The following is a 24,622-nucleotide window of genomic DNA, read 5'->3' on the forward strand; positions in this document are numbered from 1 at the left end:
CTGAGGACTGTGCCATGGCCAGCCACGGGTATGCGGCTCACGCCGATCACGCCGACGACCATCACACCCCCACAGGGTGGAAGCGGTGGGTGTTTTCCACCAACAATAAGGACATCGGCATCATGTACCTGATCTTCGCCCTGGTGGCGGGGATCGTGGGTGGCGCCCTGTCCATCGGCATCCGCATGGAGCTGATGGAACCGGGGCTGCAATATTTCAAGAATCCTCAGACCTTTAACGTCTTCACCACGGGCCACGGCCTCATCATGATCTTCTTCATGGTGATGCCCGCGCTGATCGGCGGCTACGGCAACTATTTCGTGCCGCTGATGATCGGCGCGCCGGATACCGCCTTCCCGCGCATCAACAACATCGCCTTCTGGCTGATGCCGCCCGCCTTCGCGCTGGCCATCATCTCGCTGTTCGTTGAAGGCGCGGCCGGCTCCAATGGCTTCGGCGGCGGCTGGACCATCTACCCGCCTTTGTCGTCCAAGCTCGGCCATCCCGGCCCGGCCATGGACCTGCTGATCTTCGCGCTGCACGTGTCGGGCGCGTCGTCGATCCTCGGTGCCATCAATCTCATCACCACCATCTTCAACATGCGCGCTCCGGGCATGACGCTGCACAAGATGCCGCTGTTCGCCTGGTCGCAGCTGATCACCGCCTTCCTGCTGCTCCTGTCGCTCCCCGTGCTGGCTGGCGCCATCACCATGCTGCTGACGGACCGCAATTTCGGCACCACCTTCTTCGATCCGGCCGGCGGTGGCGATCCGATCCTGTTCCAGCACCTGTTCTGGTTCTTCGGGCATCCGGAAGTCTACATCCTGATCCTGCCCGGCTTCGGCATCGTTTCCCACATTGTCTCCACCTTCGCCCGCAAGCCCGTCTTCGGCTATCTCGGCATGGCCTATGCCATGGTCGCCATCGGCGTGGTGGGCTTCGTGGTGTGGGCGCACCACATGTATACGGTGGGCCTGTCCGCCGCGACGCAGTCCTACTTTGTCGCCGCCACCATGATCATCGCGGTGCCCACGGGCGTGAAGATCTTTTCCTGGATCGCCACCATGTGGGGCGGCTCGGTGCAGTTCCGCACGCCCATGCTGTGGGCCATCGGGTTCATCTTCCTGTTCACCGTGGGCGGCGTGACCGGCGTTGTGCTCTCCAATGCGGGCATCGACCGCTCGCTGCATGACACCTATTACGTGGTCGCCCACTTCCACTATGTGCTGTCGTTGGGCGCCGTGTTCGCCATCTTCGCGGGCTGGTACTACTGGTTCCCGAAGATGAGCGGCTACATGATCCCGGAATTCTGGGGCAAGCTGCACTTCTGGGTCACGTTCGTCGGCGTGAACATGATCTTCTTCCCGCAGCACTTCCTCGGCCTTGCCGGCATGCCGCGCCGCTATGTGGACTATCCCGATGCGTTCGCGCACTGGAACTACATCTCGTCCATTGGCTCCTACATTTCGGGCTTCGCCGTGCTGATCTTCCTGACCGGTATCTTCGTCGCCTTCCGCCGGAAGGAACTGGCCGGCCCCAATCCGTGGGGCGCGGGTGCCACGACCCTGGAATGGACACTGTCCTCCCCGCCGCCCTTCCACGCCTTCGAGGTCCTGCCGCGGATCAAGTGAGGCTTGAAACCGGGCGACGCGACCGCCGCGCCGCCCGCTGCTCTTCCGGCGCGCTCCGGTGCAGCCGGGGCCGGCAAGGGAGAGCGGGGTGGTGGTCCCTGTCTGCCGCCAATGGTGCTAGGATGAGCCAGATGCATCGCATCGGCTGAGCGGGGTGCCCCAAGGGGCGGAGTGATCTGAATGAGTGACGTGAGTGCCAGCATCGACCAGTCGAACGGCGCGGCCATCGCCCCCGATGTGGGCGGCGGGCTTGCCTCGCCCGGAGACTATGTGGCGCTTCTGAAACCGCGGGTGATGTCGCTCGTGGTGTTCACGGCGCTGGTCGGTCTCGTGCGCGCGCCGGATCATGTCCATCCGGTGATCGCCTTTACCGCCATTCTGTGCATCGCGGTGGGTGCCGGCGCGGCGGGTGCCCTGAACATGTGGTGGGATGCCGACATCGACGCGGTGATGTCGCGCACCCGCAAGCGTCCCATCCCTGCCGGCAAGGTGACGCCGCAGGAGGCGCTGGCTTTCGGGCTCACGCTGTCGGCCTTCTCGGTCGGCGTGCTCGGCCTCCTGGTGAATGCGCTGGCGGGTGCGCTGCTGGCCTTCACCATCTTCTTCTACGTGGTGATCTACACCATGTGGCTGAAGCGCTCGACGCCGCAGAACATCGTCATCGGCGGCGCCGCCGGCGCCTTCCCGCCCATGGTGGCCTGGGCGGCCGCGTCCGGCTCGGTGAGCCTGGAAAGCCTGCTGCTGGTGGCCATCATTTTCTTCTGGACGCCGCCCCATTTCTGGGCGCTCGCCCTCTACCGGGCCGATGACTATGCCCGCGCTGGAGTTCCGATGCTGCCGGTGACGGCCGGTCCGGACGAAACGCGCCGGCAGATCCTGCTCTACACGCTGTTCCTGGTGCCGCTCGCTCTGTCGCCGGTGGCGCTTGGATATGCCGGTCTCGCCTATGCCGTCGTGGCTGCGCTCACCGGTGCGGGAATGATCTGGCTGGCGGTGGATGTCTATCGCCGCCGTGCGGGGGCCGAGGCTGTGAAGGCGGCCAAGCGCCTGTTCGGGTTCTCCATCCTCTATCTCTTCCTGCTCTTCGCCACCTTGCTGGTGGAAGCGCTCGTGACGAGGATTTGAGGCGTGGCGAAGGAGAAGAAGGAGCCGCCGCGCGAGGATGGCGTGGTGCTGACGGAAGAGCAGGCCAAGCGGCGGCGGGCACGCAATATCGCCATCGCCGCGGTGCTCGGGTTCCTGGTGGTGCTGTTTTATGTGGTCACCATCGTGAAGCTGGGTCCCAATGTCTTGAACCGCCCGCTGTGACGGGCTGGCGTGAAGGAGAGAGGGCAGGACATGGACGGTGAAGGCGCAAACGGGGGGGCTGGGAACGTGGAACGGCGCAAGCCGCGGCACGGGCTCGTCGCTGCGGCGTGCGTTGGCTTTGTCGCCGCCATGGGGGCCGCCGCCTATGCCTCCGTTCCGCTCTACACCATGTTCTGCTCGCTGACCGGCTTTGGCGGCGCCACGCGCGTCGGCACCGCTGCGCCGGAGACGGTCATCGACCGCAGCATGAAGATCCGGTTCGATGCCAATGTGGCCCCCGGACTGCCCTGGGAGTTCAAGCCCGAGCAGCGCGAGGTGGAGGTGAAGGTCGGCGAGACCAAGATGGTCTATTACCTCGCGGCCAACCAGGCCGGCGCGCCCACCTACGGCAATGCCACCTACAATGTCACTCCCGCCCAGGCCGGCTTCTATTTCGTGAAGATGCAGTGCTTCTGCTTCAACGAGCAGGTGCTGGAGGGCAAGGAAAAGGTGGACATGCCGGTGGTCTTCTTCATCGACCCCGCCATCGAGCAGGACGAGGACCTGAAGAGTGTGAAGACCATTACGCTCTCCTACACTTTCTTCCCCGCCAAGGCGCCGAGCCAGCCGGTGGCGCGCAATGCGGTGGGGCAGGGGACGGGCGAGGCCGGCAAGGCCATGTGACGGCGTGCCTCATGACGGCGCGTCTCGTAGAGGCGCGTGTTGTGACGCGATGTGAATTGAACGCAGCCCGGGGGCCTTGCTGAGAGGACCGCAGGAGGCGCGAGATTTAAGAGGGGCGATCAAAGCGCGGGTGATTACACCCGGCGCCGGAACCGCGGCGATATCAGGACGGGATGACGGAAAGGGAGGCCGGGCGACATGGCCGAGGGACACGTTAAGCAACACGACTACCATATGGTGGAGCCGAGCCCGTGGCCCATCATCGGGTCCATCTCGGCCTTCATCATGACGGCGGGTGCCGTGCTGTGGATGCATGGCGGTACGGCCATTCCCATGGGCATCGGTTTCCTGGGCGTACTCTACACCATGTTCGGCTGGTGGCGGGACATGGTGCGCGAAGGCCATCAGGGCTTCCACACCCCGGTGGTGGAGATCGCCTTCCGCTATGGCATGATCCTGTTCATCGCCTCCGAGGTGATGTTCTTCGTGGCCTGGTTCTGGGCCTTCTTCGATGCCTCGCTGTTCGCCGGCGAAGCCATCAACTATTCCCGCTTCGAGTTCACCGGCGGCGAATGGCCCCCCAAGGGAATCGAGTCGCTCGATCCCTGGCACCTGCCGCTCCTGAACACGCTCATTCTGTTGACCTCCGGCACGACCGTCACCTGGGCGCACCATGCGCTGCTGGAAGACGATCGGCAGGGCCTGAAGTGGGGCCTGGTCTGCACCGTTGTGCTCGGGGTGCTCTTCTCCACCTGCCAGGCGTTCGAGTATCTGCACGCCCATTTCGACTTCGCCGGCAACATCTATGGCGCCACCTTCTTCATGGCCACCGGCTTCCACGGCTTCCACGTGATCGTGGGCACCCTGTTCCTGCTGGTGTGCCTGCTGCGCGCGATGAGCGGTGACTTCACCCCGAAGAAGCATTTTGGCTTCGAGGCGGCCGCCTGGTACTGGCATTTCGTTGACGTGGTTTGGCTGTTCCTCTTCACGTTCATCTATGTGTGGGGCGCCGGCTCGGGTGGCGGCCACTGAATGTTCGGGATGAGGCGGCGACCCGTGCGGCCCGCTTCGACCGCGACTTTTGACCGCCGGCCCCTCGCATGAGACGGCCGGCGGTTTTGTTTGAAGGGGGCCGACCATCGGCGCGGTGGGCGCCGGGGCAGAGCGGGAGGGGACATGTCCACCGGTAATTATTACGCACCCGTCTCGCCCGTCGCTGCCGGCCTCGCCTGCAAATGCCCGCGTTGCGGGCGAGGAAAGCTGTTCAAGGGCTTCCTCGATGTGGCGCCCCGCTGCGAGGCGTGCGGTCTCGACTATGGCTTTATCGATGCGGGCGATGGGCCTGCGGTGTTCGTCATCCTCATTGGCGGCTTCATCGTGGTGGCCCTGGCATTCTGGGTGGAGGCTGCCTATGAGCCGCCCTTGTGGCTGCATGCCGTCTTATGGATCCCGGCCATCCTGCTGGTGACACTGGGGCTCCTGCGTCCCTTCAAGGCGCTGCTGGTCGCCTTCCAGTATCGCAACAAGGCGGCCGAGGGCCGCTTGCGGGATCATTCCGGAGAATGAGCCGGGCCTCGTTCCTTCTCGCGTCCGCCCTGTCCCTCGTGGCCCTTGCGGTCCTGGTGGGGCTCGGCCTGTGGCAACTGGACCGCCTCGCCTGGAAAGAGGCGCTGTTGGAGATGGTTCAGGCGCGCACCTCCCAGCCGCCGGAACTCCTGCAGAAGGGAAGCTGGGAGGAGCTCACCCCAGCGGCGGACGAGTATCGGCCCGTCCAGGTGTCCGGCAGCTTCGATCACAGCCGAGAGACGCTGCTCTATACGGTGCTGTCCGAAGGGAAGGGTCCGCTGCGCGGGCCTGGTTTCTGGGTCGTCACGCCCCTGATGCTGCCGGATGGGTCCGCCATCCTGGTCAATCGCGGCTTCGTCCCGCAGGACAACAAGGACTCGGCCACCCGCAAGGCCGGTCAGGTTGAAGGTCCGGTCATGGTGCATGGCCTCCTTCGTTTTGCGGAGGATCCGAGCTGGTTCGTCCCGGACAACCAGCCGGCGCGCAATGCCTGGTTCCGCAGGGTGCCCGCCGAAATCGCCGCCGCGCGGGGGCTGGCCGATGCCGCCCCCTTCATGATCGATGCGGATGGGTCTCCCAATCCCGGCGGCCTGCCCCTCGGAGGGCAGACACGGGTCGAGTTTCCCAACCGCCACCTGGAATATGCCCTCACCTGGTTCGGACTGGCGGCGACCCTGCTGGGCGTCTATGTGGCCTTCCTCGTCACCTGGCTGCGTCGCCGCAGCAGTTGAGCGGGGAGGACGACCGCCATGCAGTGTGGAGGGAGCCGGCTTTGTTGCAATGCGAAAAGCTCGGCCTCTGTGCTGTTTTCCATTGCGCCGGCAAAGCCTAGGATCGTCTGCGAGCCAGGAGGGAGCGGCGATGGCGCGGGTGGATTGCGTGGTTCTCGGGGCGGGCATGGTTGGCGTGGGCAGCGCCCTGCACCTCCAGGCTGCTGGCCTCTCCGTGGTGCTGGTGGACCGCCGCGCGCCCGGTGAGGAAACCTCCTTCGGCAATGCCGGGGTTATCGAAGGCAGCGCGCTTTTCCCGGTCTCCTTCCCGCGGGACCTCAAAGTGCTGGTGCGCCACGCCTTGAAGCTGGCGCCCCAGAGCAATTACCGCCTGGGCGCCCTGCCGGGCCTCCTGCCCTGGATCTACGCCTATTTCGTCGCCTCCGGCACGGCGGGTCTCGCCCAGAGCGCGCGAGAGCTGCGACCGCTGATGGCGGCAGCGCGGGCAGACCATCGGGAACTGGCCGCCGCTGCCGGAGCGCAGAACCTGTTGCGCCCGACTGGCTGGGTGAAAATCTATCACAGCGAGGCCGATTTCCTCTCCGCCGCGCCCGAGCGGGAGCTGGCACGCACGGTGGGCGTCGGCTGCGAGGAACTGGATGCGGTGGGCGTCTGCGCCCTCGAACCCCATCTGAAGCCCAGCTTTGTGCGCGGCTCCTTCTGGCCCGATTGCGACAATTGCGATGATCCCGGCGGGCTGGTGAAGGCCTATGCGACCCTCTTTGAACAGCGCGGCGGGCTGGTGCTGCGTGGCGATGCCCGCAGCCTGCGGCGCACCGGTGGCCGCTGGCGGTTGGAAACCGCCGAAGGGCCGGTGGATGCCGAGCGGGTGGTCGCGTGCCTTGGTCCCTGGAGCACTGACCTGTTGGGCCCGCTGGGCCTGAAGGCGCCCTTCGCGGTGAAGCGCGGCTATCATATCCACTTGGCGCCCGAACCGGGCGTCACGCTCTCCCGCGCCATCGTGGACCGGGCGGGCGGTTTCTGTCTGCAATCCACCCGCTACGGCATCCGCGCCACCACAGGCATCGAGTTCGCGCTGCGCGATGATCCGCCCGATCCCCGCCAGGCCAAGTTGGTGGCGCCCCTCGCCCGCCGGCTGCTGCCCCTTGGTGCCGTGCGCGAGGCCGAGCCTTGGCTCGGTCGGCGGCCGGCCTTCCCCGATTCGAAGCCGGTGCTGGGCGAAATGCCCGGCCAGCCGGGCCTTTGGCTGAATTTCGGCCACAGCCACTGGGGCTTCACGCTCGGCCCCACCACCGGCAAGCTACTGGCGCAGATGATGACCGGCGCCACCCCCTTCACCGATCCCGCGCCCTATGCGCTGGGACGTTTCACGTCCTAGGGGTGGGCACTGGGACGGGGGTGCCGCGGGAAAAGTAGCGCCGCGGCCGATCGCCCTCCCGCATATAGCCCCAGAAGGCCGCCGCGCCTGCCGTCTGCACCAGGATGCCCGGCAGCAGGGCCGCAAGATCCCCCACGGTCAGCCCGTCCACCGCCATGGCATTGCGGATGCCGAACTGGCACAGCGCCGTCACCACGGCCCAGGTGGCAAGCAGCCAGGGCGCGACCAGCAGCGCGTGGGCGGAGCGCTGCACCGTGAGGATGACGAAGCTTAAGGACCAGATGAACAGCGCCAGCTGCGGGATGAGGCCGAGCCGTAGGATCTGTGCGGCCATGGACTGGCCCGACAGGCTGTCCACCACGGCGGAAAAGGCGCCCGTTGGCCCCAGCGCTGCGATCAGGCTGAAAATGCCCGCCAGCGGCACCGCCGTGATGCCGCAGGCGCACCAGAACAGGATGGCCAACGGCCCGGCCAATGCCGGCTCGTCTGGGCGGCGGCGGCGCGGAGTGAAGATGCGAGGCAAGGAGGGCATGGGTCTTCCTTCAGTCAAACAGGTCGCGCCAGGCCTTTTGGGCGCCGGGGAAGGGCAAGGTCGTGGCTTCGTAAACGGCGCGTCCGATGGCGCGGGCCATGACATGGGCGGCAGTGGCGCCGAGGAGTGTTTCCTCGACCAGCGTCACCGGTGCCGCGCTCCGGGCCGTGGCGAGGGCGAAGACGCAGTCGCCATCCTGCGGCGCGTGGGCGGGGTGAAGCCCGAGCGCAAACCCATCCTGGGCCATGACGGCGAGCCGCCGCGCCTGCGCGACCGAGAGGGCGGCATCGGTGGCGATGACGGCAATTGTGGTGTTGGCGCGGGTGCCAAAGCCCTTGATGCGCGGCGCGGTTTCGTCGGGCCAAGGGGCGGGCAGGCCCCGGCCGCCGAACTCCGCGTTCCGCTCATAGGGCGCGGCGCGCAGCCATGGCCCGTCGCCGACCAGGGGATTGCCGAACGCATTCACCGCCACCAGGGCGCCAACCACATGGCCGGACGGCGCCCGCGCCGAGGCTGAGCCGAGCCCACCTTTCACGGTTGCCGTCTGGGCGCCGGTGCCGGCGCCCACGGAGCCGAGAGCGAAGGGGCCATCGGCGGCGCGCGCCAAGGCCTCGATGCCGAGGGCGCGGTAAGGCGGCATGTCGCCCCAGGCCTTTTCGCCGCCATTCAGGAGGTCGAACAGGATGGCCGAGGGCACGATGGGCACACGGGCGGCCCCCACCGCAAAGCCGCGCCCCTGGCTTGCCAGCGCAGCCATGACACCGCTTGCGGCATCCAGGCCGAAGGCCGAGCCACCGGAGAGGACGATGGCATCTATCTTCTCCACAACGGCGGCGGGGGCCAGGAGATCGGTTTCGCGGGTGCCCGGGCTGCCGCCTCGAACGTCCACGGACGCCACTGCGGGGGCGTCGCAGAGCACAACGGTGCAGCCGGAGCCGAGCGCGAGGTCCTGCGCATGGCCCACCCTGAGGCCGCGGACGTCGGTGATGAGGTTCAGCAACCCAGCTTCCTTCCGTTCGCCCCGGCTTGTCCCGCGCCTCATGCGACGCAGTGTCTCTGTGCACGATCCGGGCAGGGGATTTCAATCGGCGTGTGGGCGCGGGGCGCCTTCACATCGCGGGGAGGGGTGAGGTGCGGACTTGCCGTGGCCATGCGCAGGCGCCATGAAGCCCCTGGTCGGCACCCCGGCGGCGGGGCCGGCATGTGTTCTCGTGCGGAGCCTGTCTTGCGTGTGCGTAGACGGCTTCTGCCTTGCCGCCACTGGGTGCCCATGGCCGACGTCACGCTTCCCGCCGCCTTCTTTGCCGGGCTTGCCAGCTTCCTGTCCCCCTGCGTCCTGCCGCTGGTGCCGCCTTATCTGTGCTTCCTGGCGGGCACGACGCTGGAAAACCTCACCGCCTCCGCGCGGCTGGACACGGTGGCGCGGCGCACCTTCTTTGGCTCTCTGCTGTTCGTGGCCGGCTTCAGCCTGGTGTTCGTGGCCCTGGGGGCGGGGGCGTCGGCCATCGGCGACGTCCTGCGCGCGCATATGGACGTGTTGGGGATGGTGGCGGGCATCGCCATCATCGTCATGGGGCTGAACTTCCTGGGCGTCTTCCGCATTCACCTCCTCTCGCGCACCGCCCGCCCAGCGGTGGCGCCGCAGACCGGACTCTGGGGCGCCTTTGTGATGGGGCTGGCCTTTGCCTTCGGATGGACGCCGTGCCTCGGGCCGGTGCTCGGCGCCATCCTTGCCGTGGCCGGCTCCGAGGCGACGGTGTCGAAGGGCGCGCTGCTGCTGGGTGTCTATTCCGCCGGCCTGGGCGTGCCCTTCCTGCTGGCTGCCGTGGCGGTGCGGCCGTTCCTGAGAGCCCTCATCCATATGCGGCGCCTGCTGCCGGTGATGGAGAAGGCCATGGGCGCCTTTCTCGTCATCACCGGCATCGCGTTCATGTCCGGCTGGGTGGCCTCAGCGAGTTATTGGCTCCTGGAGACCTTTCCGGGCCTGTCGAGCATCGGCTGAGGCTGCGCCTCAGGTGAGGGGAATGGCCACCGCCGCTATATAAGCAGGACGCACGCGGATGCGGTCGTACCAGGCTTTGAGATGGGGCAGGTCCGGGCGTTCAATGTCCATCTCGAACCAGGCATAGGCGAAGCAGCCGAGCGGTATGTCGCCCATGGCAAACGTCTCCCCCGACAGATAGGGCATGCGCGCCAGGTCCGCATCCACCCGCTTGAAGAGGGTGGCGCAGGTGGCGAGGCCCTTTTCCTGGGCGGCGGTGTCGCGCTGGTCCGGTGCGAGGCGGACCGTGTTCCAGAACAGGTCACGGAACGGGGCGGCGAGGGTGGAAGTGGCCCAATCCATCCATTTGTCGCCGACAGCGCGCACCGCCGGATCGGCGTGCCACAGGCGGCCCTCGCCGTACTTGGCGCTCAGATAGCGCACGATGGCGTTGGATTCCCACAGGATGAATCCGTCATCCTCAATGCAGGGCACGAGACCGTTGGGGTTCATGGCCCGGTAGGGGGCATCGTTCACCACTCCGAACGCGCCGCCCGCCTCGATGCGCTCGAAGGGAAGGTTGAGTTCGTTGGCGCACCAGACGGCTTTCTTCACATTTGTGGAATTGGCGCGTCCCCAGATTTTCAGCATGCGTTCCTCCTGAGAGGGGCCACCCGGGGCATGGGCTTATCCCCGCGGCGGGCGGGAGCCCTGCGTCACCCCCGTTTCTAGAACCGGATCCCGCCGGATTGAAGCAATCTGTCCGTGCATCTCGATGCGGATCTGCCAATGAAAAAGGGCCCGCGCCATAGCGCGAGCCCCCGAAGCCTCAATTGCGACGCGGCTCACATCTCGCTGTAGCCGCCATCCTTCCAGACATAGACCACATAGTCCTTCTTGGTGATGTCGCCCTTCTTGTCGAAGGAGAGCGGACCAAGCACCGTCTGGAAGGTGGCGCCGGAATGCATGTAGTCCGCGATCTTCTTGGGGTCGTTGGACTTAACGGCCTCGGCGGCCTGCTTGATGATCTGGGCTGCGGCGTAGGAGTAGAGCACGTAGCCTTCAGGATCGACGCCCTTGGCCTTGAACTTCTCCACCACTTCCTTGGCGGCGGGGTTCTTGCGCGGATCGGGACCGAAGGTCATCAGCGTGCCGGCGGCGCCAGGGCCGGCAATGGTCCAGAACTCCTTGTCGGTGATGCCGTCGCCGGAGAACAGGACGGTGGTCAGGCCCTGGTCGCGCATCTGGCGCACCAGGAGGCCAGCTTCCGGATGCAGGCCGCCATAATAGACCAGGTCGACGCCGGCCGCCTTCAGCTTGGACACGAGGGCGGAATAGTCCTTCTCGCCGGGATTGATGCCCTCATAGAGGACTTCCTTCACGCCACCCTTGTTCATGGCCTTCTGGGTCTCGTCCGCCAGACCCTTGCCGTAAGGGGTCTTGTCGTGAACGATGGCGACCTTCTTGCCCTTGAAGTTCTGGACGATGTAGTCACCCGCCACGGCGCCCTGCTGGTCATCGCGGCCGCAGGTGCGGAACGTGTTCCACATCTTGCGCTCGGTGAATTGCGGGTTGGTGGAGGCGGGGCTGATCTGGAGCACGCCGGCCTCTTCATAGTCCGTCGAGGTCGGAATGGAGACGCCGGAATTGAAGTGGCCGATGACGTATGTCACGCCGTCGGAAATGAACTTGTTGGCCGCCGACTTGCCCTGCTCGGGCTTGGAGGCGTCGTCACCCACATAAAGCTCGATCTTCTGGCCATTGATGCCACCGGCGGCATTGATGTCGGCCACCGCCTGCTCGACGCCGGTCTTCAACTGGGCGCCGAAGGCGGCATTCGAGCCAGTCATGGGGCCGCCGACGCCGAGCTTGACGGGCGCCTGGGCGAAGGCGGGGCTCAAGGCGAGCCCCGCGCCGAGCGCGAGCCCGGCCAGTAGAAGCTTCTTCATCCGGTTCTCCTCTGTCTGACGGTGCCGGCCTGATGCCAGCCCGTCGGGTTGTTCGCGTCGGAAGAGCCTGAGGCGTCGCTGCACCCCAGGGCGGCACGCCTCACCGAGCGGCATTGTGCCAAATTCCCGTCCGCTGTCGATGGCGCGGACCGGATCATGCGGTTCCGTCCTGCGCATCGGCACGGGTGCGCCAGGCCAGCGTGCCGGCAGGCTCATAGAGCCAGTCATAGCGTTCGATCATCTGCTTCCGCCGCACCGCACGGAAACCGAGCGTGGCAAGGGAGAGCAGCAGGATGAACTCGACCGCCGCATGGGTGTCGAAAGCCAGCGTTCCCTGGAACAAGGCGAAGTGACAGAAGCGGACCGCCCCAGTCAGGAGCAGGCAATAGATCACCACCTGCCAATACGGGCTCCATCCCTTGGCCACCGCGCGGCCCGTAAGCCAGGCGGCGCCACCGCCCAGGAACAGCGTCACCAGCATGAAGTCGCCGAGAGACACCTCCACGACGAGGCCGGGCCGCACGATGAACAGCGCCAGGACCACAGCCACCCCCAGAAGCGGCAGGATCACCATGGGTGCCGCGAAGCGGCCGGGATGCGCGAGCGGCGTGGATGCCATGTCAGCCTCCCCCTTCCAGATAGGCGGCGCGTACTTCCGGGCTCTCCAGCAATTGGCGGCCGGTGCCGGACATGGTGATGGCGCCGTTGACCAGCACATAGCCGCGATGCGCGAGCTTCAGCGCGTGATAGGCATTCTGTTCCACCAGGAAGACGGTGAGGCCCTCGGTCTGGTTGAGGTCGCGGATCACGTCGAAGATCTGACGCACCACCAGGGGGGCCAGGCCCAGGGACGGCTCATCCAGGAGCAGAAGCCGGGGCCGGCTCATCAAGGCGCGGGCGATGGCGAGCATCTGCTGCTCGCCGCCCGATAGCGTTCCGCCCCGCTGGTACAGGCGCTCCTTGAGGCGGGGGAACATCTCGAATACCCGCTCCAGGTCCGTCTCGAAATGGGCGTAGCCGTCAATGGCGGCACCCATCTGGAGGTTCTCGTAGACCGTCATGCGCGGGAAGATCCGCCGTCCTTCCGGAGACTGGGCGATGCGGCGGCGGGAGATTTCATGGGTGGGCAGGCGGGTGATGTCCTCCCCCGCGAACCGGATCTCACCGGTGCTGGCGCGGGGAGCCCCGCACACCGTCATCATCAAGGTGGACTTGCCGGCCCCGTTCGCACCGATGATGGTGACGATCTCGCCCTCATTGACATCGAGGTCCACGCCCTTGAGGGCGATGATCTTGCCGTAATGGGTCCGCACGTCGCGGATGGAAAGGAGCGGCGCGCTCATGCCCCCACCTCCGCTTCCACGCTATCGACCGCGTCCTCATCGACGCCCAGATAGGCGGCGATCACCTTGGGATCGGAGCGCACTTCTTCCGGCGTGCCGTCGGCGATCTTGCGGCCATATTCCAGCACGATCACATGGTCGGAAATCTCCATCACGACGCTCATGTCGTGCTCGATGAGGAGAACCGAGGCCTTGTGCTCGTCCCGCAGGGACAGGAGCAGGGAATTGAGCGCCAGGGATTCGCGCGGGTTCAGGCCGGCGGCGGGCTCGTCCAAGCACAAGAGAACCGGCTCCGAGCACATGGCGCGGGCGATCTCCAGGCGGCGCTGGTCGCCATAGGGCAGGTCGCCGGCCGGATCGTCCGCCCGGTGGGTCAACTGGATGCGCTCCAGCCATTCCACGGCCCGGGCCACCGCCGCCTTCTCCTGCCGCCGCCAGGACGGCAGGTTGAGCAAGGCTGCGGGGTTGATGAGGCCGCTCTGGGTCAGGCTCATATGCTGGGCCACCAGCAGATTCTCCAGCACGGTCATGCCGGAGAAAAGTCGGATGTTCTGGAACGTGCGGGCCACCTTGGCGGCGGAGGCCACCTTGTGGTCCGGCAGGCGCTCCAGCAGATAGAGGTCACCGGCCTTGGTGCGGGCATGGGCGAGCCCGTTGCGCGTCAGCTCGGCCAATTCCTCGTCCGTCGGCCCGGCGCCATGGGCCAAAGCGAGGCGGCCGACCGAGGGCTTGTAGAAGCCGGTGATGCAGTTGAAGACCGTGGTCTTGCCGGCGCCGTTGGGGCCGATGACGGCCGTCACCTGCCCGCGCCCGGCATGGAAGGACACGTCGCCCACCGCCACCAGCCCGCCGAAGCGCATGGAGAGGTGGTCCACCGTGAGGATGGGGTCCTGTTCCCAGGGTCTCATCCGTGGCCCTCCTTCACCAGATCGCCCGACACCTTCTTGCGTTCCTTCAGGAAGATGGTCGCCATCCTGCTGGATACGAGGCCGCGCGGACGCCAGACCATCACCGCCACCATGGCGAAGCCGAAGATGAGCATGCGGTAGAGCGTTGGGTCGAAATCCGGCCCGAACAGCCAGGGATCCTTGAGGAAGGTCAGGTTGCGCAGCATCTCCATGCCACCGATGAGCAGGATGGCGGAGGCGGCCACCCCCATCTGCGATCCCATGCCACCCAGCACGACAATGGCCAAAATGACGGCGGATTCCATGAAGGTGAAGGATTCCGGCGACACAAACCGGATGCGCACGGCGAAGAAGGCCCCGGCAAAGCCACCGAACATGGCGCCCGTGGCAAAGGCGGTCAGCTTGGTGAGCGTGGTGTTGATGCCGAGCGACCGGCAGGCGATCTCGTCTTCACGCAACGCCTCCCAGGCCCGTCCCACCGGCATGCGGCGCAGGCGCACCGTGGCGATGGCGGTCAGTGCGGCAAGCACCAGGATGACGAAATAAAGGAAGATGTTGCGGTGCATGGGATCGAACCCAAGCCCGAACCGCGCCGCGAACCCGGCCTCCCCGGAGGAGAAGGGAATGCCGAAGAAGGTGATGGGCGGGATGGAGGAAATGCCCGCCCCGCCATTGGTCAGGTCCACCCAATTGATGAGCACGAGGCGGATGATCTCGCCGAAGGCCAGCGTCACGATGGCGAGATAGTCGCCCCGCAGCCGCAGCACGGGGAAGCCGAGGATGACGCCCCACAGGGCGGCGAGCAGGCCGGACACCGGCAGGCAGACCCAGAAACTCCACGCCTTCCAGAAATCCGCTCCGAGTGCGCCGGCGAAGAACTCGTTCACCGGGATGCTGGTGGAGAGAAGCGCGAACGTGTAGGCGCCCACCGCATAGAAGGCGACATAGCCAAGGTCGAGCAGGCCGGCGAGGCCCACCACGATGTTCAGCCCCCAGCCCAGCATCACATAAGTGAGAATGTAAATGCCGAGGTCGATCCAGTAGCGGCTCGGGCCCAGGCCGCCCGAGCCCAGGATCGCGAGTGCGGGATAGAGCACCAGGAGCGCGAAGAAGGCGGGCTTCGCCACGGCGCCCACTCGCTCGCCGAAGGCGGCGAGGTGCGGATTGCCACCGGTCCGTTTCACCCGCCCCGGCCGCCACAAGGTGAGGAGGAGAATGAAGCGCAGCACCGCGACCAGGCCCGCGAAGATCGCCACCAGGCCGAAGCGATAGGTGAGGATGAGCGGTCCCTCGGAGGTCTCCGTGGCGCGCATGCCCACCAGGGGCAGGAAGAGCAGGGCGGTGATCGCCCCGCTGATGAGGGCATCCTTGAGGGCCGATCCAAGGGCCGAGGGCGGGGTCTTCGCCGGCGCGGCGAGGGCCATCACACCTTCTCCACTTCCGGCCGCCCGAGCAGGCCCTGCGGCATGAAGATGAGCGTGATGGCGAGGATGGAGAACGCCGCCACGTCCTTGTATTCGATGGAGAAATAGGCCGACCAGAAGGTCTCGATGAGGCCGATCAGCAGGCCGCCCAGCACCGCCCCCGGCAGCGAGCCGATGCCCCCGAGAACCGCCGCGGTGAAGGCTTTGACGCCGGGCACGAAGCCGTCAGCGAAATTCACCACGCCGTAATACATGAGGTAGAGCACACCGGCGACGGCCGCGAGCGCGGCGCCGATGACGAAGGTCAGGGATATCGTGCGGTCCACATCGACCCCCAGCAACGCCGCCATCTTGCGGTCCTGCTCGCAGGCCCGCTGCGCTCGCCCGAGTGGCGTCTTCTGAACCAGCCACCAGAAGGCGCCCAGCAACACCGCCGTCACCACCATGATGAGGATCTGCTTGTACGCCAGCGTCACCTGATAGGAACCGGTGTCGTAGAGCACGATCACGTCCGGCAGCATGGGCGGGATCGCCTTGTTGCGCGGACCCTGGGCGACCTGCACGAAGTTGGACAGGAGGATGGACATGCCGATGGCGGAGATCATCGGGGCAAGGCGGAAGGAGCCCCGCAGCGGTCGATAAGCCACCCGCTCAATGGCCCAGCTTACCAGTCCGGTGAAGGCCATTCCGAGAATCAGAACGATGGCCAGGGCCACAAAGATGGAGGTAATGCCGATGACCGTGGTCATCAGCAGGAAAAAAATCAGCGCAATGAAAATGGACACCATGAAAACGTCGCCATGGGCGAAGTTCACCATGCCTATGATCCCGAACACCATCGTGTAGCCGATGGCGATCAATCCGTAGATTGACCCAAGAGTCAGCCCATTAATGAGCTGCTGGAGGAAGATATCCATCCGACAACTGCCCCTCTGTCTGAGTACGCCTAATCTTTGATCGTGCCTCATGAACGGGCGAGCGTACCCATTGAGTCATAGCGCGGCCCGCGTTTTGACACAAACGCTCCCACGGGGGTTGTGGATGCCGGCTTCGCTCACGTCCCCGTGCGCAGTGGAACGGCGTTCCACTTTGGGTGCGTTGAGATTGTTCTGGTATACCTGTATACGTGTATACCAGAGCGGCGCCTCGGCCTCAGGCGGTGGCAGCCATAAGAAGCACAAGATCTAGGGTTGCCTGGCCAGCCTTTCGGAGGGCCGGGTGGAGGAGACGGCCGCGGAGCATTTCGTCCTCAGGACCTCTTGCCCTCATGTCGCTACGTTTGAAGCTCGATCCATTCCTGCCGGCGCTCGCTGCGACGGTGGCACTCGCCTTGGCCTTTCCCGATCCGGGCAAGACCGGCGGCATTCTGCATGCGGACACAGTTGCCACCTATGGCATCGGCGTCATCTTTTTCCTGTACGGGCTCACGCTCGCGCCCGAGCATCTGTGGAAGAGCGCGGGCAAGTGGCGCGTGCACCTGGTGGTGCAACTCTCCACCTTCGTGCTGTTTCCCGCCGTGGTGGTGGCCACCCAGCCGCTTCTGGGGCTGGTCTTCCCGCCGGAGGTCTTGCTGGGCCTGTTCTTCCTGGCCGCGCTGCCGTCCACCGTCTCCTCCTCGGTGGCGATGACCTCGCTGGCGCGGGGCAATGTGCCGGTGGCCATCTTCAACGCCTCCATCTCCAGCCTCATCGGCGTCTTCGTCACGCCGCTCCTGCTCGCCTGGTACCTGCACGCCAACGGCGGGGGGCTGCCGCTCGAGAAGGTGATCCTGAAGCTGGTGATCATGGTGCTGCTGCCGCTGGGCGTCGGTCAGCTCCTGCGCCCGCTGCTGCGCAATTTCGTGGCGCGCCACAAGGCGGTGATCAAGGTGGCGGACCGAGCCGTCATCCTGATGATCGTCTACAATTCCTTCTGCGATTCCGTCGCCGCCGGCGTGTGGGAAAAGCAAAGTCCGCTGGTTCTGGTGGGAATGGCGGCGGCGGTTATCGGCCTATTCTTCGTGGTGTACGGGATCGTCGGCATCGTCTGTCGCCTGATGGGCCTCTCCACGTCCGACCGCATCGCCACACTCTTCTGCGCCTCGAAAAAATCCCTGGCGACGGGCCTTCCCATGGCGGGCGTCATCTTCGGATCAAGCGGGGCCCTGGGTGTGCTGATCGCACCCACCATGATGTTCCATTTCTTCCAGTTGGTGATCGTCAGCTTCCTTGCGGCGGGCTATGCGCGGCGATCCGATGATCCAGTGCCGACCCCCGAGCTTGCAACAAAGGCGAGCCCGAAGGCGAAGGGGGGAAAATCCCGTCCGACACGGGCTGCGCGCGCCGACGAGGTGGAGGTGGCCGGCCGCTGAGGCCGGCTGCCGTCTCACGCTTTCCCACTCGCGTTTTACATCGGCTCGGTGGACGCATCGGTGCGCAGAGGCCGCTGGCCTCTGCGAAAACTCCAGGTTGTCCTGAGCCTCCCATTCCACGTTCCAAGAGCGGCATTGGTTCGGCTTGACCGGGAGGTTCGTGGAGCCCCACACTGGAACCCATAAAATTCAAAACTGGACGACGCCTCGTCCGATCGGTTCCGGCCGGACCGGGGCGACAAGCCCAAGTGGGAGGTCGTGCATGACGAAGATTTCCTTGACCGTGAACGGGCGTGCCGTGACCGCGGAGGTGGAGCCGCGCACCCTGCTGGTCCAGTTCCTGCGCGAAAAGCTGCTGCTGACGGGCACCCATGTGGGCTGCGACACCAGCCAGTGCGGCGCCTGTGTGGTCCATGTGGACGGGGCCTCCGTGAAGTCCTGCACCATGCTTGCCGTCCAGGCGGACGGCGCGTCCGTCACCACCATCGAAGGCGTCGCCAACGGGGCGCAGCTTCACCCCATGCAGGCGGCGTTCCGCGAGCATCATGGTCTCCAGTGCGGTTTCTGCACGCCCGGCATGATCATGACCGCCCTCGACATCGTGGCGCGCCACGGCACCGCGGTGGATGAGGCGACCATTCGCGAAAATCTCGACGGGAATCTGTGCCGCTGTACGGGATATCACAACATCGTCAAGGCGATCGAAGCCGGCGCCCGCGCCATGGGCGGCGCCACCCTGACTGTCGCTGCGGAATAAGCGGCCGCAGAGCCGCCACCGCAGAACCGTGACCGCCGGGTCTTTGTCCACGCATTTTGCGAACGAATGCATTCGTCCTTTAGGGAGGACACCCCTGTGAACGCCAGCACCGTCACACCCATCGGCGCCCCCGTGCGGCGCAAGGAAGACCAGCGCTTCATCACCGGCAAGGGCCGCTACACCGACGACCTGTCCCGCCCCGGCCAGGCCCATGCCTATTTCCTGCGCTCGCCTTACGCCCACGCCAACATCCGTTCCATCGATACCAGCGCGGCGGCCGCCATGCCGGGCGTGGTTGGCGTGCTCACCGGGGCGGACATTGCCGAGGATAAGATCGGCTCGCTCATCTGTGGCTGGATGATCCATTCGAAGGATGGCTCGCCCATGCGCATGGGCCCCCATCCCGCGCTCGCGCTCGACAAGGTGCGCTATGTGGGCGACCACGTGGCCATGGTGGTGGCGGAGACGCTGAACCAGGCCAAGGACGCCGCTGCCGCCATCGTGGTGGATTACGAGGTCCTGCCCGCCGTGGTGGACTTGGCCACTGCCGCCGACGAAGGCGTGGCGCAGGTGCACGAGGTGGCGCCGCGCAACACCGTCTATGAGTGGGAACTGGGCGACAAGGCCGCCACGGAAGCGGCGTTTGCCCGCGCGGCGCGGGTCACCTCAATCGACATCATCAACAACCGCCTCGCCCCCAACCCCATGGAGCCGCGCGCCGCCATCGGCGAATATGATTCCGGGGACGATGCTTTCACGCTCTGGACCACCAGCCAGAATCCCCATGTAGCCCGGCTCGTCCTTTCGGCATTCGTGGGCCTCGCGCCCGAAAACAAGCTCCGCGTGATCGCGCCAGACGTGGGCGGCGGGTTCGGCTCGAAGATCTTCATCTATGCGGAGGAGACCGCCTGCGCGTGGGCTTCCAAGCGCCTGGGCCGGCCGGTGAAATGGACGTCGGACCGTTCCGAGGCCTTCCTTTCCGACGCCCATGGGCGCGACCACATCACCCATGGGGAGCTGGCGCTGGACGCCAATGGCAAGATCCTGGGCTTCCGGGTGAAGACCATCGCCAATATGGGTGCCTATCTCTCCACTTTCGCCTCCTGCATTCCCACCTATCTCTACGCCACGCTTCTGTCGGGCCAATACGACATACCCGCCATCTATTGCGAAGTGGATGCCCGCTACACCAACACCGCCCCGGTGGACGCCTATCGCGGGGCCGGGCGGCCCGAAGCCACCTTCCTGGTGGAGCGCATCATCGACAAGGCGGCGCGGGAGTTGGGGCTTGATCCGGCGGAGATGCGGCGGCGCAATTTCATCACCAGCTTCCCGCACCAGACGCCGGTCATCATGTGCTACGACGCCGGTGACTATGCGGCCTCCATGGACAAGGCGCTGGGGCTTATCGACTATGCGGGCTTTCCGGCCCGCAAGGCCGAGGCGGCGCGGCGCGGCAAGCTGCGGGGCATTGGCCTGTCCAATTACATCGAGGCCTGCGGCATCGCCCCGTCTGCGGCGGTGGGGTCCCTGGGCGCGGGTGTCGGCCTGTGGGAGAGCGCCGAGGTGCGCGTGAACCCCACCGGCAATGTGGAGGTGCTCACCGGCTCGCACAGCCATGGCCAGGGCCACGAGACCACGTTCGCGCAACTGGTGTCATCCCGTCTCGGCATTCCCATCGACCAGGTGAGCGTCATCCATGGCGACACCGACAAGGTGCAGTTTGGCATGGGCACCTATGGCTCGCGCTCGGGGGCGGTGGGCATGTCCGCCATCTCCAAGGCGCTGGACAAGGTGGAGGCCAAGGCCAGGAAGATCGCCGCCCATATCCTGGAGGCCAGCGAAGGCGACATCGAGTTCAAGGATGGCCGCTTCACGGTGGCAGGAACGGACCGGGGGCTTGCCTTCGGCGAGGTGGCACTCAACGCCTATGTGGCGCACAAATTCCCCACCTCGGAGATCGAGCCGGGGCTGAAGGAAGGGGCTTTCTATGACCCCACCAACTTCACTTTCCCGGCCGGCTGCCACATCTGCGAACTGGAAGTGGACCCGGAGACGGGCGTCACGCAGATCGTGAACTGGGTGGCGGTGGACGATTTCGGTGTGGTCATCAATCCCATGATCGTGGAGGGGCAGGTCCACGGCGGCATCGCGCAGGGCGTCGGCCAGGCGCTGCACGAGGGCGTGCGCTATGACGAGGACGGCCAGCTCGTGACCGGCTCCTACATGGACTACACCATGCCCCGCGCCGGCGACCTGCCGTCCTTCACGGTGGGGCTGACGGAAACGCGCTGCCCCTCCAACCCTCTGGGCATCAAGGGCTGCGGCGAAGCGGGGGCCATTGCGGCGCCTCCGGCGGTCATCAATGCGCTGACCGATGCCTTGGGGACGCAGGACATCCACATGCCGGCGACGCCGGCCAAAGTCTGGGCCATTGCGCAGGGCGCCCTCACGCGCCGCGCGGCCGAGTGAAGGAGACGCAAGCATGTATGCCTTCGACTATCAGCGCCCGGCCGCACTGGATGCCGCCGTGGCCTTGCTTCGCGACGCTGCCGAGCCCAAGCTCCTGGCCGGCGGCCAGACGCTGCTGCCGACGCTCAAGCAGCGCCTCGCCCAGCCCGGCACCCTGGTGGACCTGTCTGCCGTGCCGGGGCTCGACGCCATCGAGGCGACTGGCGATGGGGTGAAGATCGGCGCCATGGCCCGCCATGCGAAGGTGGCGGGTTCGGATGTGGTCCGCTCCGTCATCCCGGCGCTGGCGGACCTTGCCGGGCTGATCGGCGACCCCGCGGTGCGCAACCGGGGCACCATGGGCGGCTCTGTGGCCAATAACGACCCCACCGCCGACTATCCCGCCGCCTGCCTCGCGCTAGGCGCCACCATCCTCACCTCGGCGCGCGAGATCGCGGCGGACGACTTCTTCATCGGCCTGTTCGAGACCGCCTTGGCGGAAGATGAGGTCATCCTGGCCATTTCCTTCCCGAAACCCGTGCGGGCCGCCTACCGCAAGTTCCGCAACCCGGCCTCCCGCTATGCCATGGCGGGCGCGTTCGTGGCGCAGACCGCCGGCGGCGTGCGGCTGGCGATCACGGGCGTAGGGCAGGGCGGCGTCTTCCGCTGGGCCGAGGCCGAGGCGGCGCTTGGCGCCTCCTTCACCCCTGATGCGCTCGACTCGCTCTCCCTTGATCCCTCCGACGTGATGGCGGACCTGCATGGCAGCGCCGAATATCGCGCACATCTCGCCAAGGTGATGGCGAAGCGCGCTGTCGCTGCCATGGGTGCCTGAGCCAAGGCAAGAAAATGTGGGCCGGCCGGATCTCGTGGTCCGGCCGGTTTTTTGTTCGCGGGGCAGGGGATGAAGCGCTGACCTTGTGTGCGCGAAAGGTGCCGGTCAGCCTCTGCCCACGGGGCCGTTTCGCAGCAAGGTTGTCTTGCCCATGAGCCGATTTTCCAGGCCACGCCTCGAAAGCCTGACCGACGGCATTTTTGCGTTCGCCATGACGGTCCTGGTGCTGGACATCCGCCTGCCGGCAGACCTGCCGCTGTCCTCCGCGGCGGATCTGACCGCCCACCTGATCGGCCTGTGGCCGCAGACGATCACTTATGTCATCAGCTTCTTTGTGCTCGGCGCCCACTGGAGGGGCATCGCGGAATTGCGTCCGGGCGCGCAGCCGGCCACGTCCGGCCAAGTGCATCTGCAGATGATTTACTTGTTCTTTGTGACCCTTGTGCCGTTTTCCTCAAGTCTGGTGGGAAAATATGGCTCGCTGCCGCCTGCGGTCATTTTCTATGCGGGCAACATGATCGCGCTCGGGCTGCTCTCCATTGCGCTGCGCTACAAGGATTTCCCGCCCCATGAGCGCAGAGGCTTCTGGCGGGTGGCGGGGCCACATATGCCCGTCTTCATCGCCTCGGCAGCGATGTCCGCTCTGCTCAGCCTCGTTGCGCCTGACTATGCGATGCTGGCCTATCTCCTGAACATCATCACCCGCTTTCCACGCCAAACCGGGCTTGTCCCGCCGGGAACCGCCGGTTGAAACGAACACGGCCGCCCCGAAAGGCGGCCGCTTGCGTATCTCCTGCGGCCCGCGCGGGCGGCGGGTGTCAGGTAAACAGGAAATCGGCGCTTTCGAACTGCGCAACCGTCATGTTGCGGACAAGCAGTGCATCGTCATTGCCGAAGATGAAGGCCACGTCGTTCCCCCACTGCTGGGCCACCGCCAACACCTGATCCGCCGTCTCCAGCCCAAGGTCTGCCTTGATCGCGATCTTGTCGATGCCAGCCTCGAAGTCGGCGATCTGGTCGAAGCTGTAGCCGAGGCCGAATACGAAGGTGTCACCCCCCTGGTTGCCCTCCAGCGTATCGGTACCCGCGCCGCCGTCCAGCACGTCGTTCCCGGCCCGGCCGGCAAGATAGTCGTTGCCATCGAGGCCAGAGAGGGTGTTTGCCCCCTCATTGCCCACCAGCAGGTTGCCGCTCTCATTGCCCGTGCCCGACAGATCGGCAGATCCCGCCAAGGTCAGGTTTTCCACATTTCGGCCGAGGGTGAAGGACACCGAGCTTTCCACCGTGTCGATGGAGCCGTCATCAATGGTTTGCCCGAACACCTCGTTCACAATGTCGAGGATGTTGTCGACCTTGTAATAGTCGGATCCCATGCCGCCGCGCATCTCGTCGGCACCGAGGCCGCCGTCGAGATAATCGTTGCCGCCAAGGCCGGAGAGGATATTGGCGCCGTCATTGCCGTAGATGTAATTGGCGCCGTCATTCCCGGTTCCGGACAGGTTCGCGTTGCCCTGGAGCTGGAGCACCTCGATATGGTCGCCGATGGTGAACGACACCCCGGCATAAACCACATCCCAGGCGCCATCGTCGGTGCCGCCGTCCTCGACCGCCACATCGCCGACGGAATCGACCACATAGTAATCGGACCCTGACCCGCCAAACATGTGGTCAGCGCCGGTGCCGCCATCCAAATAGTCCCGTCCGGCGCCGCCGAATAGGAAGTCACGGCCGGCGCCGCCAGAAAGGGCGTTGTCGCCATTATTGCCGGTGATGATATTGGCGAGGTCGTTTCCGGTGCCCGAAAGACCTTCATTGCCAAGCAAGGTGAGGTTTTCCAGGCGGCGGCCCAAGGTGAAGGACACCGAGGACATCACCGTATCGATGGCACCGTCGCCGCCGCGCTCGTCCACCACATCACCGGCATTGTCCACCATATAGATGTCCGCCCCGATGCCGCCCTGCATCACGTCGGCGCCGAGACCGCCGTCGAGGAAATCGGCGCCCGCGCCGCCGAGCAGGGTGTCGTTGCCGGCGCCACCGTAAAGGTCATCGATACCGGCCCCGCCACCGAGCACGTCGTTTCCCTCGCCGCCGAACAGGCTGTCATTTCCGGCGCCGCCGGACAGGATGTCGTCTCCCGCCCCGCCATAGAGGGCATCGTCGCCCAACCCGCCGACCAGATGGTCATTGCCTTCGCCGCCATAGATCACATCATTGCCCGCGCGGCCGAAGACTTCGTCATTGCCGGCGGCACCATAAAGGGTGTTGTCGGCGGCATTGCCGATCAGGAGGTTATCGATCTCATTGCCCGTCCCGATGGTCGCACTGCCCGCGAGGCGGAGGTTCTCAACGAAGTCGGGCAAGGTGAAGTCGACCTTGGACACCACGGTGTCGACGGCGCCGTCGTCCACTGCCTGCCCGCTCTTCTCGTCAACGAGGTCTCCGTCGGCATCCACGCGATAGAGATCGCCTCCGGCGCCACCGATCATCGCGTCGTCGCCGCGCCCGCCATTGAGGATGTCGCCACCTCCGGCGCCGATCAGTGTGTCGTTGCCGGCATGTCCCAGAAGCCGCTCCGCCAGGTCCGCCCCCTCTATAAGGTCGTCATGGGCCGTGCCGCGAAGCGTCGTGAAGGCTGAGTCCGAAATGGACATTCTTGATTCTCGCTGTGTTGGACGTATCGGACAGTTTGCTCGCCTTTAGCGTAGCCATGTGTGCTTTTGAAGAGATGAAAATTGTCTGTAATAAGGAAGTGATGTCTTTTCGGCGTGGTTTCTGGCGCGTCGGGATGTGTGTTTTGCCTGAATGACCGTTC

The 24,622-nt window shown here is 65.7% G+C and carries 24 protein-coding genes; 14 read left to right on the forward strand and 10 right to left on the reverse strand.

The annotated features are described in order from the left end of the window. Positions 1–14: 14 nt before the first annotated feature. From ctaD to J5J86_RS13195, 8 genes are all read left to right on the forward strand, one after another. Positions 15–1,631, forward strand: coding sequence for a cytochrome c oxidase subunit I (gene ctaD, locus J5J86_RS13160; RefSeq protein WP_209098641.1), 1,617 nt, complete (start codon positions 15–17; stop codon positions 1,629–1,631). 180 nt (positions 1,632–1,811) lie between these two features. Next, positions 1,812–2,756, forward strand: a complete 945-nt coding sequence (gene cyoE, locus J5J86_RS13165) for a heme o synthase (RefSeq protein WP_209098643.1) — start codon at positions 1,812–1,814, stop codon at positions 2,754–2,756. 3 nt (positions 2,757–2,759) lie between these two features. Then, positions 2,760–2,939, forward strand: coding sequence for a hypothetical protein (locus tag J5J86_RS13170; protein ID WP_209098645.1), 180 nt, complete (start codon positions 2,760–2,762; stop codon positions 2,937–2,939). Positions 2,940–2,969: 30 nt separating this feature from the next. Next, positions 2,970–3,602 (forward strand): cytochrome c oxidase assembly protein, encoded by a 633-nt coding sequence (locus J5J86_RS13175; RefSeq protein WP_209098646.1) that lies wholly within the window; start codon positions 2,970–2,972, stop codon positions 3,600–3,602. Between the two features lie 198 nt (positions 3,603–3,800). After that, positions 3,801–4,634: a cytochrome c oxidase subunit 3 gene (locus J5J86_RS13180; protein WP_209098648.1), complete on the forward strand. Its 834-nt coding sequence runs from the start codon at positions 3,801–3,803 to the stop codon at positions 4,632–4,634. Between the two features lie 144 nt (positions 4,635–4,778). After that, positions 4,779–5,168 carry a DUF983 domain-containing protein gene (locus tag J5J86_RS13185; RefSeq protein ID WP_209098650.1) on the forward strand — a complete coding sequence of 130 codons (390 nt, stop codon included), beginning with the start codon at positions 4,779–4,781 and terminating at the stop codon, positions 5,166–5,168. Next, a complete protein-coding gene (locus J5J86_RS13190) occupies positions 5,165–5,899 on the forward strand; it encodes an SURF1 family protein (protein ID WP_209098652.1) in 735 nt (244 codons plus the stop codon). Before J5J86_RS13185 ends, J5J86_RS13190 begins: the two co-directional genes overlap by 4 nt. 130 nt (positions 5,900–6,029) lie before the next feature. Continuing rightward, on the forward strand, positions 6,030–7,277 hold the full coding sequence (locus J5J86_RS13195; RefSeq protein WP_209098654.1) for an NAD(P)/FAD-dependent oxidoreductase: 1,248 nt from the start codon (positions 6,030–6,032) through the stop codon (positions 7,275–7,277). On the opposite strand, the gene J5J86_RS13200 is transcribed toward J5J86_RS13195, so the two are convergent. Both J5J86_RS13200 and J5J86_RS13205 read right to left on the reverse strand, forming a co-directional pair. Further along, entirely contained in the window at positions 7,267–7,809 is a 543-nt protein-coding gene (locus J5J86_RS13200) for a hypothetical protein (RefSeq protein ID WP_209098662.1), read from the reverse strand. The two genes, J5J86_RS13195 and J5J86_RS13200, sit on opposite strands and share 11 nt — an antisense overlap. A gap of 10 nt (positions 7,810–7,819) precedes the next feature. Further along, the gene (locus J5J86_RS13205; RefSeq protein ID WP_209098664.1) at positions 7,820–8,809 is read right to left on the reverse strand and encodes a P1 family peptidase; all 990 of its coding nucleotides are present in this window, start codon (positions 8,807–8,809) and stop codon (positions 7,820–7,822) included. A gap of 270 nt (positions 8,810–9,079) precedes the next feature. On the opposite strand from J5J86_RS13205, the gene J5J86_RS13210 reads away from it, so the two are divergent. Beyond that, the gene (locus tag J5J86_RS13210; RefSeq protein WP_209098666.1) at positions 9,080–9,811 is read left to right on the forward strand and encodes a cytochrome c biogenesis CcdA family protein; all 732 of its coding nucleotides are present in this window, start codon (positions 9,080–9,082) and stop codon (positions 9,809–9,811) included. A gap of 9 nt (positions 9,812–9,820) precedes the next feature. Here J5J86_RS13210 and J5J86_RS13215 read toward each other — a convergent pair whose 3' ends face one another. From J5J86_RS13215 to J5J86_RS13245, 7 genes are all read right to left on the reverse strand, one after another. Next, on the reverse strand, positions 9,821–10,441 hold the full coding sequence (locus J5J86_RS13215) for a glutathione S-transferase family protein (RefSeq protein ID WP_209098668.1): 621 nt from the start codon (positions 10,439–10,441) through the stop codon (positions 9,821–9,823). Positions 10,442–10,635: 194 nt separating this feature from the next. Further along, a complete protein-coding gene (locus J5J86_RS13220; RefSeq protein WP_209098670.1) occupies positions 10,636–11,739 on the reverse strand; it encodes a branched-chain amino acid ABC transporter substrate-binding protein in 1,104 nt (367 codons plus the stop codon). 154 nt (positions 11,740–11,893) lie between these two features. Further along, entirely contained in the window at positions 11,894–12,358 is a 465-nt protein-coding gene (locus J5J86_RS13225; protein WP_209098672.1) for a DUF6867 family protein, read from the reverse strand. A gap of 1 nt (position 12,359) precedes the next feature. Then, a complete protein-coding gene (locus J5J86_RS13230) occupies positions 12,360–13,082 on the reverse strand; it encodes an ABC transporter ATP-binding protein (protein WP_209098674.1) in 723 nt (240 codons plus the stop codon). Beyond that, positions 13,079–13,990, reverse strand: a complete 912-nt coding sequence (locus tag J5J86_RS13235; RefSeq protein ID WP_209098676.1) for an ABC transporter ATP-binding protein — start codon at positions 13,988–13,990, stop codon at positions 13,079–13,081. Before J5J86_RS13235 ends, J5J86_RS13230 begins: the two co-directional genes overlap by 4 nt. Next, entirely contained in the window at positions 13,987–15,414 is a 1,428-nt protein-coding gene (gene livM, locus J5J86_RS13240) for a high-affinity branched-chain amino acid ABC transporter permease LivM (protein ID WP_209098678.1), read from the reverse strand. Before livM ends, J5J86_RS13235 begins: the two co-directional genes overlap by 4 nt. Continuing rightward, on the reverse strand, positions 15,414–16,331 hold the full coding sequence (locus J5J86_RS13245; RefSeq protein WP_209098680.1) for a branched-chain amino acid ABC transporter permease: 918 nt from the start codon (positions 16,329–16,331) through the stop codon (positions 15,414–15,416). The genes livM and J5J86_RS13245 overlap by 1 nt, the downstream gene beginning before the upstream one ends. Before the next feature lie 350 nt (positions 16,332–16,681). Here J5J86_RS13245 and J5J86_RS13250 point away from each other — a divergent pair, with 350 nt between their 5' ends. From J5J86_RS13250 to J5J86_RS13270, 5 genes are all read left to right on the forward strand, one after another. Next, positions 16,682–17,764 carry a bile acid:sodium symporter family protein gene (locus J5J86_RS13250; protein ID WP_209098682.1) on the forward strand — a complete coding sequence of 361 codons (1,083 nt, stop codon included), beginning with the start codon at positions 16,682–16,684 and terminating at the stop codon, positions 17,762–17,764. A gap of 262 nt (positions 17,765–18,026) precedes the next feature. Then, the gene (locus J5J86_RS13255) at positions 18,027–18,521 is read left to right on the forward strand and encodes a (2Fe-2S)-binding protein (protein WP_209098684.1); all 495 of its coding nucleotides are present in this window, start codon (positions 18,027–18,029) and stop codon (positions 18,519–18,521) included. Between the two features lie 96 nt (positions 18,522–18,617). Continuing rightward, positions 18,618–20,993 carry a xanthine dehydrogenase family protein molybdopterin-binding subunit gene (locus tag J5J86_RS13260; protein WP_247657584.1) on the forward strand — a complete coding sequence of 792 codons (2,376 nt, stop codon included), beginning with the start codon at positions 18,618–18,620 and terminating at the stop codon, positions 20,991–20,993. A gap of 13 nt (positions 20,994–21,006) precedes the next feature. Then, positions 21,007–21,807: an FAD binding domain-containing protein gene (locus J5J86_RS13265; protein ID WP_209098688.1), complete on the forward strand. Its 801-nt coding sequence runs from the start codon at positions 21,007–21,009 to the stop codon at positions 21,805–21,807. 151 nt (positions 21,808–21,958) lie between these two features. Beyond that, positions 21,959–22,558, forward strand: coding sequence for a TMEM175 family protein (locus J5J86_RS13270; protein WP_209098689.1), 600 nt, complete (start codon positions 21,959–21,961; stop codon positions 22,556–22,558). A 67-nt stretch (positions 22,559–22,625) separates the two neighbouring features. Here the strand turns inward: J5J86_RS13270 and J5J86_RS13275 are convergent, their stop codons facing one another. Continuing rightward, entirely contained in the window at positions 22,626–24,461 is a 1,836-nt protein-coding gene (locus J5J86_RS13275; protein WP_209098691.1) for a calcium-binding protein, read from the reverse strand. Between the last annotated feature and the right edge of the window lie 161 nt (positions 24,462–24,622).

Origin of the sequence: Aquabacter sp. L1I39 (assembly GCF_017742835.1) — a bacterium.
In the GTDB taxonomy this organism is placed as follows: Bacteria; Pseudomonadota; Alphaproteobacteria; order Rhizobiales; family Xanthobacteraceae; genus L1I39.

Coding starts and splice junctions, on each gene's coding strand:
- ctaD (WP_209098641.1), top strand. CDS start 15: ATGGCCAGCCACGGGTATGCGGCTCACGCCGATCACGCCGACGACCAT.
- cyoE (WP_209098643.1), top strand. CDS start 1,812: ATGAGTGACGTGAGTGCCAGCATCGACCAGTCGAACGGCGCGGCCATC.
- J5J86_RS13175 (WP_209098646.1), top strand. CDS start 2,970: ATGGACGGTGAAGGCGCAAACGGGGGGGCTGGGAACGTGGAACGGCGC.
- J5J86_RS13180 (WP_209098648.1), top strand. CDS start 3,801: ATGGCCGAGGGACACGTTAAGCAACACGACTACCATATGGTGGAGCCG.
- J5J86_RS13185 (WP_209098650.1), top strand. CDS start 4,779: ATGTCCACCGGTAATTATTACGCACCCGTCTCGCCCGTCGCTGCCGGC.
- J5J86_RS13190 (WP_209098652.1), top strand. CDS start 5,165: ATGAGCCGGGCCTCGTTCCTTCTCGCGTCCGCCCTGTCCCTCGTGGCC.
- J5J86_RS13195 (WP_209098654.1), top strand. CDS start 6,030: ATGGCGCGGGTGGATTGCGTGGTTCTCGGGGCGGGCATGGTTGGCGTG.
- J5J86_RS13200 (WP_209098662.1), bottom strand. CDS start 7,809: ATGCCCTCCTTGCCTCGCATCTTCACTCCGCGCCGCCGCCGCCCAGAC.
- J5J86_RS13210 (WP_209098666.1), top strand. CDS start 9,080: ATGGCCGACGTCACGCTTCCCGCCGCCTTCTTTGCCGGGCTTGCCAGC.
- J5J86_RS13215 (WP_209098668.1), bottom strand. CDS start 10,441: ATGCTGAAAATCTGGGGACGCGCCAATTCCACAAATGTGAAGAAAGCC.
- J5J86_RS13220 (WP_209098670.1), bottom strand. CDS start 11,739: ATGAAGAAGCTTCTACTGGCCGGGCTCGCGCTCGGCGCGGGGCTCGCC.
- J5J86_RS13225 (WP_209098672.1), bottom strand. CDS start 12,358: ATGGCATCCACGCCGCTCGCGCATCCCGGCCGCTTCGCGGCACCCATG.
- J5J86_RS13230 (WP_209098674.1), bottom strand. CDS start 13,082: ATGAGCGCGCCGCTCCTTTCCATCCGCGACGTGCGGACCCATTACGGC.
- J5J86_RS13235 (WP_209098676.1), bottom strand. CDS start 13,990: ATGAGACCCTGGGAACAGGACCCCATCCTCACGGTGGACCACCTCTCC.
- livM (WP_209098678.1), bottom strand. CDS start 15,414: ATGGCCCTCGCCGCGCCGGCGAAGACCCCGCCCTCGGCCCTTGGATCG.
- J5J86_RS13245 (WP_209098680.1), bottom strand. CDS start 16,331: ATGGATATCTTCCTCCAGCAGCTCATTAATGGGCTGACTCTTGGGTCA.
- J5J86_RS13250 (WP_209098682.1), top strand. CDS start 16,682: ATGTCGCTACGTTTGAAGCTCGATCCATTCCTGCCGGCGCTCGCTGCG.
- J5J86_RS13255 (WP_209098684.1), top strand. CDS start 18,027: ATGACGAAGATTTCCTTGACCGTGAACGGGCGTGCCGTGACCGCGGAG.
- J5J86_RS13265 (WP_209098688.1), top strand. CDS start 21,007: ATGTATGCCTTCGACTATCAGCGCCCGGCCGCACTGGATGCCGCCGTG.
- J5J86_RS13270 (WP_209098689.1), top strand. CDS start 21,959: ATGAGCCGATTTTCCAGGCCACGCCTCGAAAGCCTGACCGACGGCATT.
- J5J86_RS13275 (WP_209098691.1), bottom strand. CDS start 24,461: ATGTCCATTTCGGACTCAGCCTTCACGACGCTTCGCGGCACGGCCCAT.